Genomic DNA, 17,456 nt, shown 5'->3' with positions numbered 1-17,456 from the left:
GCCCAAAGCCTTGAAAACCCGGCTTCATGCCGGGTTTTTTCGTTTCTGGCGTCGGCGATGTCTCTATCGATAACTACGGCAACAATCAGACAACCTTGAGGGTTGCCATCATGCCGAGATCCTCGTGTTCCAGTATGTGGCAATGGAACATCCGCTCGCCCGCGTCATGCTGCACCGTGGCGATGCGCACCGTCTCGCCCGGCTGCACGTTCACGGTATCCCGCCATGCGAGATACGGCTCTGGCGTACTGACGCCGCCCCGCTCCCGTCCGATCACCTGAAACTGCGTGCCGTGCAGATGGAACGGATGATCCATATCGGTGCGGTTTTCTATCGACCAGACTTCGACTTCGCCGCGCTTGCTGGTCAGTGCAATGCGCTTCGGATCGAAGCTCGCGCCGTTGATCATGAACTGCATGCCGGGCGGCAGCGCCGACATCATTGCACCGGGACGATGCATCGCCGTCATGTCCATCGCCTCCGTGAAAACGACGGATTTGTGCGGTGCTTTGTCGGCTGAGTCCGCTGCTGCGAGCAGCGGCGTGTTGGGCCGCAACGCAGGCGGCACCGCACGCGCCGTAGCGTTCGGCGCGAAATGGACATCGGCGAGCGGTTTGGCGGGATCGGCGGGCAGGCTCTGGCCTTCCGTCATCGTCATCTTGCGGCGGTCGTACGCGGCAGCGGTGAGAATTGCCGTCGACGCTTGCGCACCGCCACGCACGATAATCTCCGCCCGCTCGCCCGGCGCGAGCAGCAACACCGTGAGTCCGTCGCGCGGCTTGTCGAGCAGGCCGCCGTCCGTGCCGACCTGCGTAAAAGTCTTACCGCCCAACGACACGCTCAGATAGCGTGCATTACAACCATTCCACAGACGCCAGCGCTCATCCTGCGCGACATCGATGCGCGGACGGCGCGCGCCGTTCACCAGCACGAACTGGCCTTCCCGGCCGTTCATCCAGTCCATCATGTCGTTCGGCGCGACGGACCCGTCGCTAGCCAGCTTCAGGTCCGAGAAGAACAGATGACGCTCGGGGAACGCGGCGAGCGGATCGTCGGCGGCGCGCACGACAATCGGCCCGGCCAGCCCGCGAAACACCTGTTCCGCCGACATCATGTGCGGATGCGGGTGATACCAGTACGTGCCAGCGCTGCCCGGCGGCAGCGTGAAGCGATACACGTGCGACGCACCCGGCGCGACGGGGTTCGTGGGATTGCCGTCCTGATCGGGCGGAACGGGCAATCCGTGCCAGTGAATCGTCGACGGTTGCGGCAGATGGTTGACGAAGCGGATCTCGACGGTGTCACCTTCCTTCACGTCGATCAGCGGCCCGACGATCGGCCCCTGCGCGGCGTCGCCATACAGCCAGAGCGCCGTCGAATGGCCCGGCATCAACTGGCGGCGCACCGGTTGCGCAACGAGCGTCGCGCGGAAGATGCCCGGCTCGCTGCTTTCGTTCGCAAGCTTGCGCAATGCAGCGAGCGGCGCGCCTGCGGGCAGCGCGGTTTCCGGCGCGAGTTTCGTGGATGCCTGCGTGGCGTGCGCGTGAGACGCATGCGACGACGACATGCCCGGCATGTCGTCCATATCGCTCATGCCGGACATGCCTTTCATGTCGTGCATCGAATGCTGCGCGAAGACGTTGCGCGTGAACAGCGACGCGACGGCCGCGCTCAACGTGCGTACGAGAAAATCCCTGCGAATCATGGATCAATTCCTTGCTGATGCGGCGCGGCAACCCGGTTGCGCGCGACGCATGGATCGTGTGACGGATGCGGGTATGACGGGCTCACACGCGCATCGGTTTCGGGCGCACGTGCAGTTCACGCGCGCTGACATCGAACGGTCACACGATCGGCGGGCGCACAGGCGGTGCGCGTGTGACGCTCGCGCGCGCCGGATCGCTATCGGCGTCGAGCAGCTGCGACGAAGCGATACGCAACGCAACACCAACGCCCGACAGCAACGCGCTGCAATGCGCACCGCACGCGGTCATGCAGCAAAGCGAATGCGTGCGATGGCAGGAAGGATCGCTGGTATCGCAATGGACCGCGCCCGCGTGCATCGACTGATGCACACTCGCCGCTTGCGACGCCGCATCGTGATGATGCTCGCACGCCGACGCGCCCTGCATGCCGAGCAGGACGAACGTCAACACGACGAGGATGCGCCACAACGATTTCATGCGTGCACGTAAAGCAATAGGCAACAGAAGTGCGTCGATCATAACGCAGCAGGACTGCAGTGAAGATGACGGAAGCTCAAAACAAAACCCCGGCGCGCCGGGGTTTTGTTCAGAAAGCAGGCGCTAGAACCGCGCTCACATATTGTCGATCATCACCTGACCGAAGCCCGAGCACGACACCTGCGTCGCGCCTTCCATCAGACGCGCGAAGTCGTACGTAACGCGCTTGGACAGAATCGATTTTTCCATCGACTTCAGAATCGTATCCGCCGCTTCCGTCCAGCCGATATGACGCAACATCATCTCTGCCGACAGAATTTCCGAGCCCGGATTCACATAATCCTTGCCCGCATACTTCGGTGCGGTGCCGTGCGTAGCTTCGAACATCGCGACGGAATCCGACATGTTCGCGCCCGGCGCGATACCGATACCGCCGACCTGCGCAGCCAGCGCATCGGAGATGTAGTCGCCGTTCAGGTTCAGCGTCGCGATCACGTCGTACTCGGCGGGACGCAACAGGATCTGCTGCAGGAACGCATCGGCGATCACGTCCTTCACGACGACATCGTTGCCCGTCTTCGGATTCTTCACCTTCATCCACGGGCCGCCATCGATCAATTCCGCGCCGAACTCTTTCTGCGCGAGCGCATAGCCATAGTCACGGAAAGCGCCTTCCGTGTACTTCATGATGTTGCCCTTGTGTACCAGCGTCACGGTGCGGCGGTCGTGGTCGAGCGCGTATTGAATCGCCTTGCGCACCAGACGTTCTGTGCCTTCGCGCGAGACCGGCTTCACGCCGATACCCGACGAGTCCGGGAAGCGGATCTTCTTCACGCCCATTTCGTCGCGCAGGAACTGGATGACCTTCTTCGCTTCGGGCGAGCCAGCCGGCCATTCGATGCCCGCGTAGATGTCTTCCGAGTTCTCGCGGAAGATCACCATGTTGACCTTCTCCGGTTCGCGCAGCGGCGACGGCACGCCCTTGAAGTACTGCACAGGACGCAGACACACGTAGAGATCCAGCTCCTGGCGCAGCGCGACGTTCAGCGAACGGATGCCGCCGCCGACAGGCGTCGTGAGCGGCCCCTTGATCGACACGATGTAGTCCTTCACCACCTGCAGCGTTTCTTCCGGCAGCCACACGTCGGGACCATAGACCCGGGTCGCCTTCTCGCCGGCGAAGATTTCCATCCAGTGGATCTTCTTCTTGCCGCCGTACGCTTTTTCGACAGCGGCATCGACGACCTTGATCATCACGGGCGTAATGTCGACGCCCGTGCCGTCGCCCTCGATGTACGGGATGATCGGCTTGTCGGAAACGTTGAGCGAGAAATCCGGGTTGACGGTGATCTTGTCACCGTCAGCCGGAACCGTGATGTGCTGATACGCCATGATCGGACTCCAGTGATAGCTGGTCTGTGAGAACAGGTTGGAAATGCGAAAACGGGGCGCTCCCCTTGCGCGCGATGCGGTGCCGCGCCGATGCAGGTGCTGATGCCAGAAACCGATACAGCAAGCGGCCAGGCGGTTATTCTAGCCCACACCGGGGCCGGACCGCGCTCGGGACGTGCACGTAGACCGATCACGCCCGATGCGCGCTGCCCGGTTATAGACAATGTCTTATATCTTGTATAAGACATAAGACTGACCGTCCGGCGATATGCATTAAGATCTCGCCATTTACTAATCTGCTATCCGGCGCGCCCCCGCTTCGCCTCGTTCTCGCATGACACTGCTCGCACTCAACAAGCCCTTCGGCACGATCTGCCAGTTTTCCGCGCATGAAACGCGCGCGTCGCTGGGCGACTGGGTGAAAGTGCCCGGCGTCTATCCCGCGGGACGACTCGACTCCGACAGCGAAGGTCTGCTTCTTCTCACCGACGACGGCGCGTTGCAGGCGCGTATCGCCGAACCCCGGCACAAACTGGTGAAGCGCTACTGGGCGCAAGTGGAAGGCGCGCCTTCAGATAAAGACCTGAAAGCGCTCGCACGCGGCGTCGATCTCGGCGACTACGTGACGCGGCCCTGTCACGCGAACTTCGTCGATCCAGGCGAATCGCTTTGGGCACGCACGCCGCCTATCCGCTATCGCGCGGCAATTCCCACCACGTGGATCGAACTGTCGATCACCGAAGGAAAGAACCGGCAGGTGCGTCGCATGACAGCGGCCGTCGGCTTTCCGACGTTGCGTCTCGTGCGTGTCGGCGTCGGTGCGCTCGATATTTTTTCGCTCGGTCTGCAGCCTGGTGACAGCATCGAATTGCCCGCTCGCGCACCATGGGAAGGTTTTGCACGTTGAGCATCGCGCACCCGCAATAGATGCCGATATCTCCGCTAAGCCGTTGTATCGACAGTTGTTTTCATTCGAATCCGCAATTAGAAAAATGCGCGCAAAAAGCGCTAGAAAGTCTGCTCCTGCGACGCGTTATCACATTCGAAAAATTTCCTGAAAATTTTCGTCAACCGCGTCGCGAGTTCATGCGTTACTCGACGCAGATGCCGCTAAAGCTGTCCGGCATTCAGCCTCAAGAGCCTTGATGCAAGCCGCTCCAACGACGTGTATGAAGGTGTCTGAACGCTCGCACCCGCAACGAAAATTTCTTCAATGCGGATGTCAACCGAAAGGTCGACGGCACGTTTAACGACATGACTCAACCTGATCGGGTCATTGGGTTAATTAACTAAAGCTGAGGATTCACAAAATGAACAAACTGATCGCCGCTCTGGTCGCTGGCCTCTTCGCAACGGCAGCATTCGCACAAGCTTCGGCACCGGAAGCAGCTTCGGCAGCTCCGGCAGCAGCAGCTTCGTCGCACAAGGCAACGAAGAAGGTTTCGCACAAGAAGTCGCACAAGAAGGCAGCAGCTCCGGCAGCAGCTTCGGCAGCATCGGAATAAGTTTGTTGCAATAACGCAGTCAAGAACTAGCAGATTTGCCGTTCTTACGGCGTTGAAAGGCAGATGGCCGCAAGGCTCTCTGCCTTTTTGTTTTTGACGCGCTCGCGTAACATTCGCGGTTCATATTCAGCAAGGAGCTACCTCGTGCGATTTTCATTGCGCCCGTTAATCGCGCGTCTCGCGATTGCCATTGCATTCCCTGTTGCCGCCCTCGCGGTGTTGTCGTTCATGACGACGATATCCGTGCGAGATGCGCATGCGCAGCAGATGCCTCAGGGCGCAAAGCAGCCCGGCGATTTTCCGCGCGCCAAACTCACGGCAGGCATGTTCGTCATCGACGCCGCCGTTGCCGCGAACGATGCCGATCGCGAACAGGGTTTGATGTACCGCACGCAACTCCAGCCGAACGAAGGCATGCTCTTCGTGTTCGGCGAGAATGCCGTGCACTGCTTCTGGATGAAGAACACGTTGATCCCGCTGTCGATCGCATTCATGCGCGCCGACGGCACGATCACCGACATCGATGAGATGCAGGCAGAAACCACCAACAACCATTGCCCGAAGAACAACGGCGTCTATGCGCTGGAAATGAGCAAGGGCTGGTTCACGTCGAAGGGCATCAAGCCCGGTATGAAGATTCAGGGCTTGCCGGCGCCGCAGTAAGCAGCAATAAGCGCGCTCGCCGCCCGCAACGCATACGAACCGGATACAAGCCGGCGCAGCCGAAAGGCGCGCCGGCTTGTTTTTTTTGCGTCGCGCCGCAACGTAGGGCTGGCGCCTGCTCTGACGGCTTCTGGCAGGATTCCTGCAAAAGCCGGGGCGACACGCTATTCTTATAGTCTCACCAGCAGCACCGAGATCGGCCGGGCCGCAGCACACAAGCCCGGCGCCATTCACCGGCGCGCCTACTCCATGGAGGTTCACGTGCCCCGCAAGACTCCTATCGAGCGATATCGGAACATCGGTATCAGTGCTCACATCGATGCCGGCAAGACCACCACCACCGAACGCATTCTTTTCTACACCGGCGTGACTCACAAGATCGGCGAGGTTCACGACGGCGCGGCCACGATGGACTGGATGGAACAGGAGCAGGAGCGCGGCATCACGATTACCTCGGCAGCTACGACGGCCTTCTGGAAAGGCATGGCGGGCAATTATCCCGAGCACCGCATCAACATCATCGACACGCCGGGGCACGTCGACTTCACGATCGAAGTCGAGCGCTCGATGCGCGTGCTCGACGGTGCGTGCATGGTTTATGACTCGGTTGGCGGCGTGCAGCCGCAGTCCGAAACCGTGTGGCGTCAGGCGAATAAGTACAAGGTGCCGCGCATTGCGTTCGTCAACAAGATGGACCGTGTCGGCGCGGACTTCTTCCGCGTGCAGAAGCAGATTGGCGATCGCCTGAAGGGCGTGGCCGTGCCCATCCAGATTCCAATTGGCGCGGAAGATCATTTCCAGGGCGTGGTCGATCTCGTGAAGATGAAGGCGATCGTGTGGGATGACGAGAGCCAGGGCATCAAATTCACGTACGAAGAGATCCCCGACAACCTCAAGGAACTCGCGCACGAGTGGCGCGAAAAGATGGTCGAGGCAGCGGCGGAATCGAGCGAAGAGCTGCTCGAGAAGTACCTGACCGATCACGAGAGCCTGACGGAAGACGAGATCAAGACGGGTCTGCGCAAGCGCACGATTGCCAACGAAATCGTGCCGATGCTGTGCGGCAGCGCGTTCAAGAACAAGGGCGTGCAGGCGATGCTCGACGCTGTGATCGACTATCTGCCCTCGCCTGTCGACGTGCCCGCGATTCTCGGCCACACGGAAGACGACAAGGAAGCGGAGCGTCATCCGAGCGACGACGAGCCGTTCTCGGCGCTCGCGTTCAAGATCATGACGGACCCGTTCGTCGGTCAGCTGATCTTCTTCCGCGTGTATTCGGGCGTGGTGAATTCGGGCGACACCGTCTACAACCCGGTGAAGGAAAAGAAGGAACGTCTCGGCCGTATTCTTCAGATGCACGCGAACGAGCGCAAGGAAATCAAGGAAGTGCGCGCGGGCGACATCGCGGCTGCGGTCGGCCTGAAGGAAGCAACGACGGGCGACACGCTATGTGATCCGAACAACATCATCATCCTCGAACGGATGATCTTCCCTGAGCCGGTGATCTCGCAGGCTGTCGAGCCGAAGACGAAGGCCGACCAGGAAAAGATGGGCATTGCGCTGAACCGTCTGGCGCAGGAAGACCCGTCGTTCCGCGTCGCGACGGATGAAGAGTCTGGCCAGACGATCATCTCGGGCATGGGCGAGCTGCACCTGGAGATTCTGGTCGACCGGATGAAGCGCGAGTTCGGCGTCGAGGCTACGGTGGGCAAGCCGCAGGTTGCGTATCGCGAGACGGTGCGCACGAAGGTCGAAGGCGTGGAAGGCAAGTTCGTCAAGCAGTCGGGCGGACGTGGTCAGTATGGCCATGCCGTGCTTACGGTGGAGCCGGATCCGGGCAAGGGCTACGAGTTCGTCGATGCAATCAAGGGCGGCGTGATTCCACGCGAATTCATTCCGGCTGTCGACAAAGGCATTCAGGAAACGCTCAAGGCCGGTGTGCTGGCGGGTTATCCCGTTGTCGATGTGAAGGTCACGTTGACGTTTGGTTCGTACCACGATGTTGACTCGAACGAAAACGCGTTCCGTATGGCTGGGTCGATGGCGTTCAAGGAGGGCATGCGCAAGGCCAAGCCTGTGCTGCTCGAGCCGATGATGGCTGTCGAGGTGGAGACGCCAGAAGACTTCATGGGTAACGTGATGGGCGATCTTTCCGGCCGGCGCGGGATTGTGCAAGGCATGGAGGATATTGCCGGCGGTGGCGGCAAGCTTGTGCGGGCTGAAGTGCCGCTAGCGGAGATGTTTGGGTATTCGACTTCATTGCGGTCTCTCACGCAGGGGCGTGCTACTTATACGATGGAGTTCAAGCATTACGCTGAGACGCCGAATAATGTTTCCGAGGCGATTATTAATTCGAAGTCGAAGTAGTTTTTTTGCTCGGCGCGAAAGGCCTGTTCTTTTTGGACAGGCCTTTTTTGTTGGTCGGTTTGGTTTGGTTTGATTTGCTTTGGTTTGGTTTGCCTGGCTTTTCTCTGGCATCCGCGATGTGATGTACCCCTTCACGCGTCGCCCCTGTGCGGGGCAGCACCTACTTTTCTTTGCCGCGGCAAAGAAAAGTAGGCAAAAGAAAGCCGCTGAACACCGCCAGTTCTTGTTCCCGCCTGAGGGCCCCCAACGGGTCCTCCGCTTCAAACGGCAATCTGCTTTTCAATGCCCGTTGCCAGCGCCTTGAAACGGCGCCTCACCCGCTTCACGCTCCCGCGTCGTCACATGCGCAATCACATCGCCCATGTTCTATAGCGGCAAACTGTGTGTAGGCTTTCGCGGCGTACAGGCATCACTTCGGACTGTAAAACACGATCGGTGTCGTAAGAGCGCCAACGTGTGCAGTACTACGACCTACACACAGTTTGCCACCTGGGCGGCCGTAACCATTCGTTGCGGCTGGCTGCGCTACGGGTGATTGAAGTGGGTTAGGCGCTTTGCCGAAGCGTTGGCAACGGGCATTGAATGGCAGAACGCCGTTTGAAGTGGAAGACCCGTTGGGGGCCCTCAGGCGGAGGTCAAGAACGGGCGGTGTTAGCCCGCTTTCTTTGCTTACTTTCTTTGCGGCGGCAAAGAAAGTAAGTGCCGCCCCGCACAGGGGCAACGCATGAACTGGGCAAAACATCACGCGGATGCCAGCGCCGACCAAACCCAAACCCAAACCCAAACCCCAAAACCAAAACCAAAACCAAAACCCTTTTTGACCATGCCAAAATACAAAAACCGAGCCGCAGGCAAAAGGAGACCCCTCATGACCCATGACCCCAAAACCCCGCCGGAGGCACCAACAAAAGACTGGCGTGACAACGGCGTAAAAGTCATCAAAGGCGACCAGCTCGACACCAACACACCACAAACCCCAGGCATGAACCGCGCAGCCGCAATCAACGCCGCGCGCGTTGGCGCGCAAAAAATCTGGGCCGGCACGGTAACGATCCATCCCAATGCAAAAACAGGCGCCCACCACCACGGCGCGCTGGAAAGCGTGATCTACGTGGTAAGAGGCCACGCCCGCATGCGCTGGGGCGAACACCTGGAATTCACCGCTGAAGCCGGCCCCGGTGACTTCATCTTCGTGCCGCCCTATGTCCCGCATCAGGAAATCAACGCAAGCACCGACGATCCCCTCGAATGCGTGCTCGTGCGCAGCGATAACGAAGCCGTCGTCGTGAACCTCAACATCGACGCCGTCGAGCAGCCCGAAACCGTCTACTGGGTCGATCCGATTCACAAGCACCCGCATGACCACTGACCCGTTCGCCAATCCAGGTATGACGCCCACCCGCTCCCTGCGCCCTCGCCTCGTCACGCTATACGTCGGACTGATCGCCGCCAATCTCGCCGCGTGGGCGTGGGCGCTGATCGCGTTTCGTCATTACCCGCTCCTGCTCGGCACCGCATTGCTCGCCTATGGCTTCGGTCTGCGCCACGCGGTCGACGCCGATCACATCGCCGCGATCGACGCCGTCACGCGCAAGCTGATGCAGGAAGGCAAACGGCCACTCGGTGTCGGACTGGCGTTCTCCCTCGGACATTCGACAATCGTGGTCGCCGCGACGGTCGGCATCGCGTTGACGGCGCTCTCGCTGCACGGGCGCTTCGAAGAATTTCATGCCGTCGGCGGCACGATCGGCACGATGGTGTCGTCGGTCTTTCTGCTGGTGCTCGCGGGCGTGAATCTCATGATCCTGCGCGATGTGTGGCGCCGTTACCGGCATGTGCAGCAAGGCGGTCAACTCACGCATGAAGACGCCGCTCGCGGTGCGCCCGCCGGTCTGCTGTCGCGAGCACTCAAGCCGCTGTTCCGCCTCGTGACGAAAAGCTGGCACATGTACCCCGTCGGCGTGCTGTTCGGCCTCGGCTTCGATACCGCAACCGAAATCGGCCTGCTCGCCATCGCCGCCGCGGAAGCAGGCAAAGGCCTGCCGCTCTACTCGATCCTCGTGTTCCCCGCGCTCTTCACAGCGGGCATGACGCTCGTCGATTCCACCGACAACGTCCTGATGGTTCACGCCTACAGCTGGGCCATGGACGATCCGAAGCGCAAGCTCTACTACAACGCGAGCATCACATTCGTATCGGCCATCGTTGCGATTGCGATCGGCGGCATCGAGGCACTCGGCTTGCTCTCGGACAAACTGGGCTTGAGCGGCGGCGCATGGGATGCGGTGGCGTCCGTCAACGAGCACTTCGGCGTGCTCGGCTATGGCATCGTCAGTGTCTTCATGCTGTGCTGGATCGGCTCGATCCTCTTTCATCGCTGGCGCAAGCCCGCGCCGCTCGCCCGATAACGTCTCGCCGCGAGCGCAAAAGCGCGCGCCGCCGAAGCGCCGGATCGGCCGCCGCAGCACGCCGCCAGTCGCCGCGTGGGCGGCGCGCCGTTGTGCATACGACACACCTCCCGCGCTGATTCGTCTGAAGGGAACGCCACGCGGCAGCGAATGCTCCCAATCCGGAGGCAATCGCTTACACTGAACCCGCATCTTTGCCGCAGTACCACCGCAGCGCCCCGCGACCCCACGCGCGGCGTCCCAACAGAACGGATCGGACCACCATCGATGAAGAATTCCGCGGGCCCGCGTTTTGCGCCTCGCCCAGCCGAAGCACTCGATCTGGAGGCGACGCGCCGCAGCGCCGACGCCCACGGCAATCACGCCATCGACGAATTTCTCGCCGGCCGCCTCACGCGCCGTGAACTGCTTCGCTATGCAAGCGTGATCGGCATGTCGCTCGCAGGCGGCGGTTTGATGATGCCGCGCAGCGCCCGCGCACAGGCCGCAGCCGGCGCGAATGCAACGATCCGCGTCGCGCACCTCACGCCCACGGGCGCCGTCGATCCCATGACGGTCACCGATTCCGCCAGCCTCTGCCTGCTCAATCAGACGGGCGAATTCCTGATCGACGACGACGGCGAGAAGCAGACGCTCAAACCGGTGCTCGCACTCTCGTGGAAGCCGAACGACAAGGGCGACGTGTGGACCTTCAAGCTGCGCGAGAACGTCAAGTTCCATGACGGCCAGCCGTTCACGGCGAAAGACGTCGCGGCGACCTTCGACCGTCTCTCCGATCCCGCCGCCGGCTCGGCCGCGCTCTCGACGCTCAAGGGCGTGCTATCGAAGGGCGGCACGAAAGTCATCGACGATCACACCGTCGCGTTTCATCTCGACGCACCCAACGGCAACTTCCCGTACTACGTTTCATCCGACAACTACAACGCGGTGATCCTGCCTGCGAACTACGCCGGCAACTACGAGAAGACCTTCATCGGCACGGGCCCGTTCAAGCTCGAAAAGTACCAGGCAAAAGTGGGCGTGTCGTTCGTGCGCAATCCCGACTACTGGGGCGAGAAAGCGCTGCCGCAGCGCGTGCAGTTCACGTTCTACGCGGACCAGCAGGCGCAGATTCTCGCGCTGCAAGGTCATCAGGCCGACGTGATGCCGACCTTCACCATCCAGGGCGGCCAGGGTTTGCTGAACAACCCCGAGTTCAAGGTCGTCGGCGTGAAATCGAGCGCGCACCGGCAGATTCACATGCGCGTCGACAGCCCGCAGTTCAAGGACAAACGCGTGCGTCAGGCGCTCGCGTTGTCACTCGATCGCGAGGTGATCGTCAAGGGTCTCTTCAAGGGCCGCGCGCAGGTCGGCAACGACAGCCCGTTCGCGCCGGTGTTTCCGTCGTCGGATGCGGGCGTGCCGCAGCGCAGGATCGATGTCGCGAAGGCGAAGCAACTGCTTGCGCAAGCCGGCGTGCCGAACGGTTTCGACGTGACGCTCACGACCGAAAAGTTCATGGAGATTCCCGACCTCGCCGTCGTCGTGCAGAACTATGCGAAGGCGGTGGGCATCCGCATCAACCTGAAAGTGGAGAGCCAGTCGCAGTACTACGGCTCGGGCACGCCGGGCAAATCGGACTGGCTCGATTCGCCGCTCGGCATCACCGATTACGGCAGCCGCGGCGTGCCGAACGTGTTCCTCAACGCGCCGTTGACGAGCACGGGCACCTGGAACGCCGCGCACTTCAAGAACCCGCAGTACGACAAGCTGGTGGCCGACTACGTCGCCGCACTCGATATCGCCGCGCAGAAGAAAGTCTCCGCGCAGATCCAGACGCTGCTGCTCGACGAAACGCCCGTGGTCTTCCCGTTCTTCTACGATCAGCTGATCGCCGCGCGCAAGCAGTTGAACGGCGTGCGCTTCACGGCGATCGCGCAGCTGTATTTCGATCGCGCGACGCTCGCGGCCTGATTGCACGCGACGCTGCGAGCAAGGGATACAGATGTCGACCACGGTTTCCGCTTCCGTCGCTCGCGGCCCGCGCGGCAGTGCGATGCGCGTCGTGCGATTCGTCGGCACGCGTGTCGGTCTGTCGCTGATCACGTTGTGGCTGCTGTCGGTGATCGTGTTCGCGGGCGGGCAGTTGCTGCCTGGTGATATCGGCCGCGCGATTCTCGGCCCGCTCGCCGATGCGCGTGCGGTCGCCGCGCTCAATCATCAGCTTGGCGCGGACCGGCCGCTTCTCACGCAGTACACGCAGTGGATCACGCACTTCGTGCGAGGCGACATGGGCCTGTCGTACACGTATCGTGAACCGGTTGTGCAGTTCGTCGGCAGTGCGTTGGCGAATTCGGCGAAGCTCGGTTTTCTCGCGTTCATCATCGTCGTGCCGCTCGGTATTGCAGGCGGCGTGTGGGCCGCGATGCACGCGGGACGCTGGCTCGATCGCACGATCAGCATCGCCGGTCTCTCGGCGACGGTGGTGCCCGAGTTCGTGTCGTCGATCGTGCTGATACTCGTGTTCGGCGTGTGGCTGCAATGGCTGCCCATCGATGCCACGTATCCGCCCGACGCCGGTGTCTTCACGCAACTGAAGCATCTCGTCTTGCCCGTGCTGCCGCTCGTACTCGTGTTCTTCGGCTATATCGCGCGGATGGCGCGCGCCGGCACCGTCGAAGCGCTCGATGCCGATTACACACGCACCGCGATTCTCAAGGGCTTGCCGCCGCATATCGTGATCTTCCGGCACGTGCTTCGCAACGCCTTGCTGCCGACCATCACCGTCGCCGCGACGCAGCTCGGCTACATGATCGGCGGCCTCGTCGTCGTCGAGACGCTGTTCCACTATCAGGGCATCGGCTCGCTGATCTACAACGCAGCGAAGGCCAAAGACTTTCCGATGCTCGAAGCGGGCGTGCTGACCATCGGCGTGATCTACACCGTTGCCAATCTCGTCGCCGATGCGCTGTACGTGCTGCTCAATCCGCGTCTGCGCGTGAGGAGCGCCGAATGAGCGCAACCTCGCCTGTCACGCCACCGGCCACGGCCGCGCCGCGCACGCATCGCTACGACACGTTGCACATCCTGCTGCGCTCGCCGACTTTCATCGTCGGCGCGGTGATCCTGCTGTGGTGGGTCGTGTGCGCGATTGCCGGCACGTGGATCGCGCCGCTCGATCCGTACGCATCCGATCCGCTCAACTCGCTCACGCCGCCCGCACACGGCCACTGGTTCGGCACCGATCAACTGGGCCGCGACGTGCTGTCGCGCGTGATCGTCGGCGCACGCGACATCCTCACCATCGCGCCGCTCGCGACGCTGCTCGGCACGCTCGCAGGCACGGCGCTCGGCCTCGTGGTCGGGTACTTCGACGGCTGGGTCGACAACGTGATCGGCCGCGCCATCGATGCCGTGCTCGCCCTGCCGCTCGTCATCGTCGCCCTGCTTGCGCTCGCTGCCGTGGGCGCGTCGAATCTCACGGTGATACTCGTGATCGGCATCACGTTCACACCGATCACCGCCCGCACGGTGCGTGCCGCCGTGTTCGCCGAACGGCATCTCGACTATGTTTCCGCGGCCCAGCTGCGCGGTGAGAACGCGTTCTACATCATGTTCGCGGAGATCCTGCCGAACGTGCTGCCGCCTATCATCGTCGAAGCGACGGTGCGCCTGGGCTACGCGATCTTCACCGTCGCCACCCTGTCGTTCCTCGGCTTCGGCATCCAGCCGCCTTCGGCCGACTGGGGCCTCGCGCTCTCCGAGTCGTACACGTTGATGGCAGGCGGCGCGTGGTGGACGGTCGTGTTCGACGCGGCCGCGATCGCGTCGCTGGTGGTCGGCGTGAACCTGATCGCCGATGCCGTGCAAGGAGCCGTCGACGCATGAACGGCCCCTCTCCTCCGCCGCCGCCCGCGTCGTTTCCCGCCTTCGATGTGTCGAAGAGCGAGCAGTCCGACGCGCTCACGATCGTCGGCCTCACTGTTGCGTACCGCACGCGCGGACGCGAGCGCGAGGTGTTGCAGGACGTATCGTTTCGCATCCGGCGTGGCGAGTCGTATGGTCTCGTCGGCGAATCGGGCTGCGGCAAGTCGACGGTGGCGATGGCGACGCTGCGCTATCTCGCGCGCAACGGACGCGTAAAAGCAGGCCGGATTTCGATTGCCGGCAAGGAAGTGCATTCGCTCGATGCCGCCGCGTTGCGTGAGTTGCGCGCGAACAGGATATCGATGGTCTATCAGGATCCGTCGCGCGCACTCAATCCGTCGCTGACGATCGCGCGTCAGGTCGCCGAAGCGTTCGAGGCATCGGGCGCGACGTATGAAGACGCGCTGAAGCAGACGGCCGACATGCTGCGCAAGGTGCGTATCGCCGAGCCTGAACGTGTGATGGAGAGTTATCCGCATCAGTTGTCGGGCGGCATGCAGCAGCGCGTAGTGATCGCGATGGCGCTCGCTTCAAAGCCCGCGTTGCTGATACTCGATGAACCGACCACGGGTCTCGACGCCACCGTCGAAGCCGAAGTGCTCGATCTCGTCTCGCAATTGCGCGAGGAGTTTCACACGGCGGTGCTGTTCATCAGCCACAACCTCGCGGTGATCGGCAGGATGTGCGAGCGCGTCGGCGTGCTGTACGCGGGCAAGCTCGTCGAAGAAGGCGCGACGCAGGACGTGTTTGCGCGACCGCGCCATCCGTACACGGTCGGCCTGCTGCGCTGTCTGCCCACGATCGGACGCAGCAAGGACACCGACCGGCTCGACACGATTGCAGGCAGCCTGCCGCAGCCGGGTTCCATCACGCAGGGCTGCATCTATGCGGAGCGCTGCCGTCTCGCCGACGAACGCTGCCGGCGCGAAGCGCCGCCGCCTTATCGCGTGAGTTCGCGGCATGGCGATCAAATGGCGCGCTGCCATTATCACGAGCGCGCCATGGAACTGCCGCGCGCGACGCCCGTCGATGCGCCCGTCGATGCGCCCGTCGTACACGCTTACGACAACGCACGCGACACCTCACCCGTGCTGCGCGCGGAAAACGTATCGAAGACATTTCACGTTGCGGGCGCTGCGCTGCGTGCCGTGGACGATGTATCGCTCGAACTCGCGACGGGCGAGACGCTCGGCCTCGTCGGCGAATCGGGCAGCGGCAAGACCACGCTCGCAAAGCTGCTGCTCGGCCTCGTGTCGCCCGATGCGGGCAGCGTGATCGAACTCGATGGCACGCCACTGCCGCCGCGCGTCACCAGCCGCAACGACGATCAGGTGAAGTCGCTGCAGATCGTCTTTCAGAACCCGGACTCGGCGCTCAATCGCGCGCATTCGGTGAGGCGGCTGATCGGGCGCGCGCTGTCGCGACTGTCCGCGCTGCACGGCGACGCGCGCGAGGCACGGCTCGCGTCGCTTGCACAAGCTGTGCGTCTGCCCGACCGCTATCTGACTTCGCGTACGCGGCAACTCTCAGGCGGCCTGAAGCAGCGCGTCGCGATTGCGCGCGCGTTCGCGGGCGATCCGCGCATCGTCGTGTGCGATGAGCCGACTTCGGCGCTCGACGTCTCCGTGCAGGCCGCGATCCTCAATCTGCTCGCCGATCTGCAGCGCGATCGCGGCGTGAGCTATGTGTTCATCTCGCACGATCTGAACGTCGTGCGCTATCTGTCCGATCGCATCGCGGTGCTGTACGTGGGCCGCCTGCTCGAGATCGGGCCTGCTGCGGCCGTGTTCGACGGCCCGCATCATCCTTATACGGAAGCGCTGCTGTCGTCCGTGCCCGCGCTCGACCTGCACGACAGCGAACAGAGCGGCGACGCGAAACGCCAGCGCATCCGTCTTGACGGCGAACTGCCGAGCCCCGCCGCGCCGCCTTCCGGCTGCGTGTTTCAAACGCGCTGTCCACGCAAACTGGGCGCGATCTGCGAGCAGCAAGATCCGTCGTGGTCCGATGCCGGCGACGGTCATCGCATCCGGTGCCATATTCCCGTCGACGAATTGCGCGTGCTTCAGCGGCGCAACTGATCGTCTTCCACACCGCGCCGCCGTGCGCTGAAACGAAAAACTGCACGATTCGAGGCCTGCGTTTCAGGTGCGAAACGTTTTTCATGCGTTTCGATGCGCGCACAACGGAGCCGTCACGCGAATGCCACGCGCGACGGGCGTCTGCGCGCAATGGCATGGTTATCGCTAAATGACAGTCACGCATGGGGTTGCGTCGGGATCGGCAAATCCTCGGGCAACGCTGCTTCGCGCCGTCATCACGAACGACGCAACGGCGCGCAGAAAGGACAGTCGATCCCTTATCGGACGGATGAAGCAGCATCGCATTCGCCCGGCCATGTGGGGCTCGCACGCGGCCCGGCGCCGACAGGCAATTACAACAGGCGCCTGGCACAAACCAGAAGCCGCAGGCAGCGGGATGGCAGGCAGGGACGGTCGCGCGACATGTCGGCGATAACGGCACGCGTCGCGATCCTGAAGAGCGAAACCGCTCGACTCGCCGCCCAACGGCTCAGCGCGTGCCATAACGAACAACGGCACACAGTCGGGAAGCATTGAAAAAGGAATGACGGCTTGCGGGGGTCGTCGTTTCCTCGGGAGAGGTGCGATGAAAACCAGAAAATTTAATACGTACTACTACAAAGTAATACGGGGTACGGCAACCTTGATGGTTGGCGCGGGGAGTTTGATGGCGGCCCAGCTCGTTCAGGCCGCGTCCACGGACGATGTAATTCCGAAGTGGATCGTCACAGCCGATGCACCGCTGCCTGCCAGCGGCGCGTCGGCAGCGACGCAGCTCGCAACGGACGACGCAGCGTCGACGGGCGCGGCATCGGGCGCGACGACGACAGCCGCCGACGATGCGGCATCCGTCTTTCTCCTCAGGACATGCATAGGTAACGCCGGCAACTGCGCGCCCAACGGCGGCCGCGGGAGCGGCGGCGCGAGCGCAAGCGCGGGCGCTGCTGGCGA

13 protein-coding genes and 1 pseudogene are annotated in these 17,456 nt (G+C 62.4%); 11 read left to right on the top strand and 3 right to left on the bottom strand.

Translation table 11 applies throughout. The features are described 5' to 3' along the window. Window positions 1-85: 85 nt before the first annotated feature. From G3O01_RS34270 to icd, 3 genes are all read right to left on the bottom strand, one after another. Complete coding sequence (locus tag G3O01_RS34270; RefSeq protein ID WP_205811441.1) at window positions 86-1,705, bottom strand: multicopper oxidase family protein; 1,620 nt, start codon at window positions 1,703-1,705, stop codon at window positions 86-88. A 139-nt stretch (window positions 1,706-1,844) separates the two neighbouring features. Next, window positions 1,845-2,183, bottom strand: a complete 339-nt coding sequence (locus tag G3O01_RS34265) for a hypothetical protein (RefSeq protein ID WP_205811440.1) — start codon at window positions 2,181-2,183, stop codon at window positions 1,845-1,847. A 135-nt stretch (window positions 2,184-2,318) separates the two neighbouring features. Continuing rightward, window positions 2,319-3,575 (bottom strand): NADP-dependent isocitrate dehydrogenase, encoded by a 1,257-nt coding sequence (gene icd / locus G3O01_RS34260; protein WP_205811439.1) that lies wholly within the window; start codon window positions 3,573-3,575, stop codon window positions 2,319-2,321. Window positions 3,576-3,909: 334 nt separating this feature from the next. On the opposite strand from icd, the gene G3O01_RS34255 reads away from it, so the two are divergent. The 11 genes and pseudogenes from G3O01_RS34255 to G3O01_RS34205 all read left to right on the top strand — a co-directional run. Next, entirely contained in the window at window positions 3,910-4,482 is a 573-nt protein-coding gene (locus G3O01_RS34255) for a pseudouridine synthase (protein WP_205811438.1), read from the top strand. Between the two features lie 403 nt (window positions 4,483-4,885). Further along, window positions 4,886-5,080, top strand: coding sequence for a hypothetical protein (locus G3O01_RS34250; RefSeq protein ID WP_042310425.1), 195 nt, complete (start codon window positions 4,886-4,888; stop codon window positions 5,078-5,080). A gap of 144 nt (window positions 5,081-5,224) precedes the next feature. Beyond that, on the top strand, window positions 5,225-5,743 hold the full coding sequence (locus tag G3O01_RS34245; protein ID WP_205811437.1) for a DUF192 domain-containing protein: 519 nt from the start codon (window positions 5,225-5,227) through the stop codon (window positions 5,741-5,743). Between the two features lie 261 nt (window positions 5,744-6,004). Then, window positions 6,005-8,110 (top strand): elongation factor G, encoded by a 2,106-nt coding sequence (fusA, locus tag G3O01_RS34240; RefSeq protein ID WP_205811436.1) that lies wholly within the window; start codon window positions 6,005-6,007, stop codon window positions 8,108-8,110. Window positions 8,111-8,978: 868 nt separating this feature from the next. Further along, window positions 8,979-9,479 (top strand): cupin domain-containing protein, encoded by a 501-nt coding sequence (locus G3O01_RS34235; RefSeq protein ID WP_205811435.1) that lies wholly within the window; start codon window positions 8,979-8,981, stop codon window positions 9,477-9,479. A 19-nt stretch (window positions 9,480-9,498) separates the two neighbouring features. Continuing rightward, on the top strand, window positions 9,499-10,518 hold the full coding sequence (locus G3O01_RS34230) for a HoxN/HupN/NixA family nickel/cobalt transporter (protein WP_205811514.1): 1,020 nt from the start codon (window positions 9,499-9,501) through the stop codon (window positions 10,516-10,518). A gap of 267 nt (window positions 10,519-10,785) precedes the next feature. Next, window positions 10,786-12,471, top strand: a complete 1,686-nt coding sequence (locus tag G3O01_RS34225) for an ABC transporter substrate-binding protein (RefSeq protein WP_205811434.1) — start codon at window positions 10,786-10,788, stop codon at window positions 12,469-12,471. Between the two features lie 31 nt (window positions 12,472-12,502). Next, a complete protein-coding gene (locus tag G3O01_RS34220; protein WP_205811433.1) occupies window positions 12,503-13,513 on the top strand; it encodes an ABC transporter permease in 1,011 nt (336 codons plus the stop codon). Next, window positions 13,510-14,385, top strand: coding sequence for an ABC transporter permease (locus G3O01_RS34215; protein ID WP_205811420.1), 876 nt, complete (start codon window positions 13,510-13,512; stop codon window positions 14,383-14,385). Before G3O01_RS34220 ends, G3O01_RS34215 begins: the two co-directional genes overlap by 4 nt. After that, entirely contained in the window at window positions 14,382-16,505 is a 2,124-nt protein-coding gene (locus G3O01_RS34210; protein WP_205811419.1) for an ABC transporter ATP-binding protein, read from the top strand. Before G3O01_RS34215 ends, G3O01_RS34210 begins: the two co-directional genes overlap by 4 nt. A 586-nt stretch (window positions 16,506-17,091) precedes the next feature. Further along, window positions 17,092-17,456: pseudogene (locus G3O01_RS34205) on the top strand (hypothetical protein); the annotation flags it as partial.

Origin of the sequence: Burkholderia sp. Ac-20365 (assembly GCF_017104715.1) — a bacterium.
In the GTDB taxonomy this organism is placed as follows: domain Bacteria; phylum Pseudomonadota; class Gammaproteobacteria; order Burkholderiales; family Burkholderiaceae; genus Paraburkholderia.
Note: the sequence above shows the minus strand (reverse complement) of the source record. Positions and strands in the feature narration are given on the sequence as shown.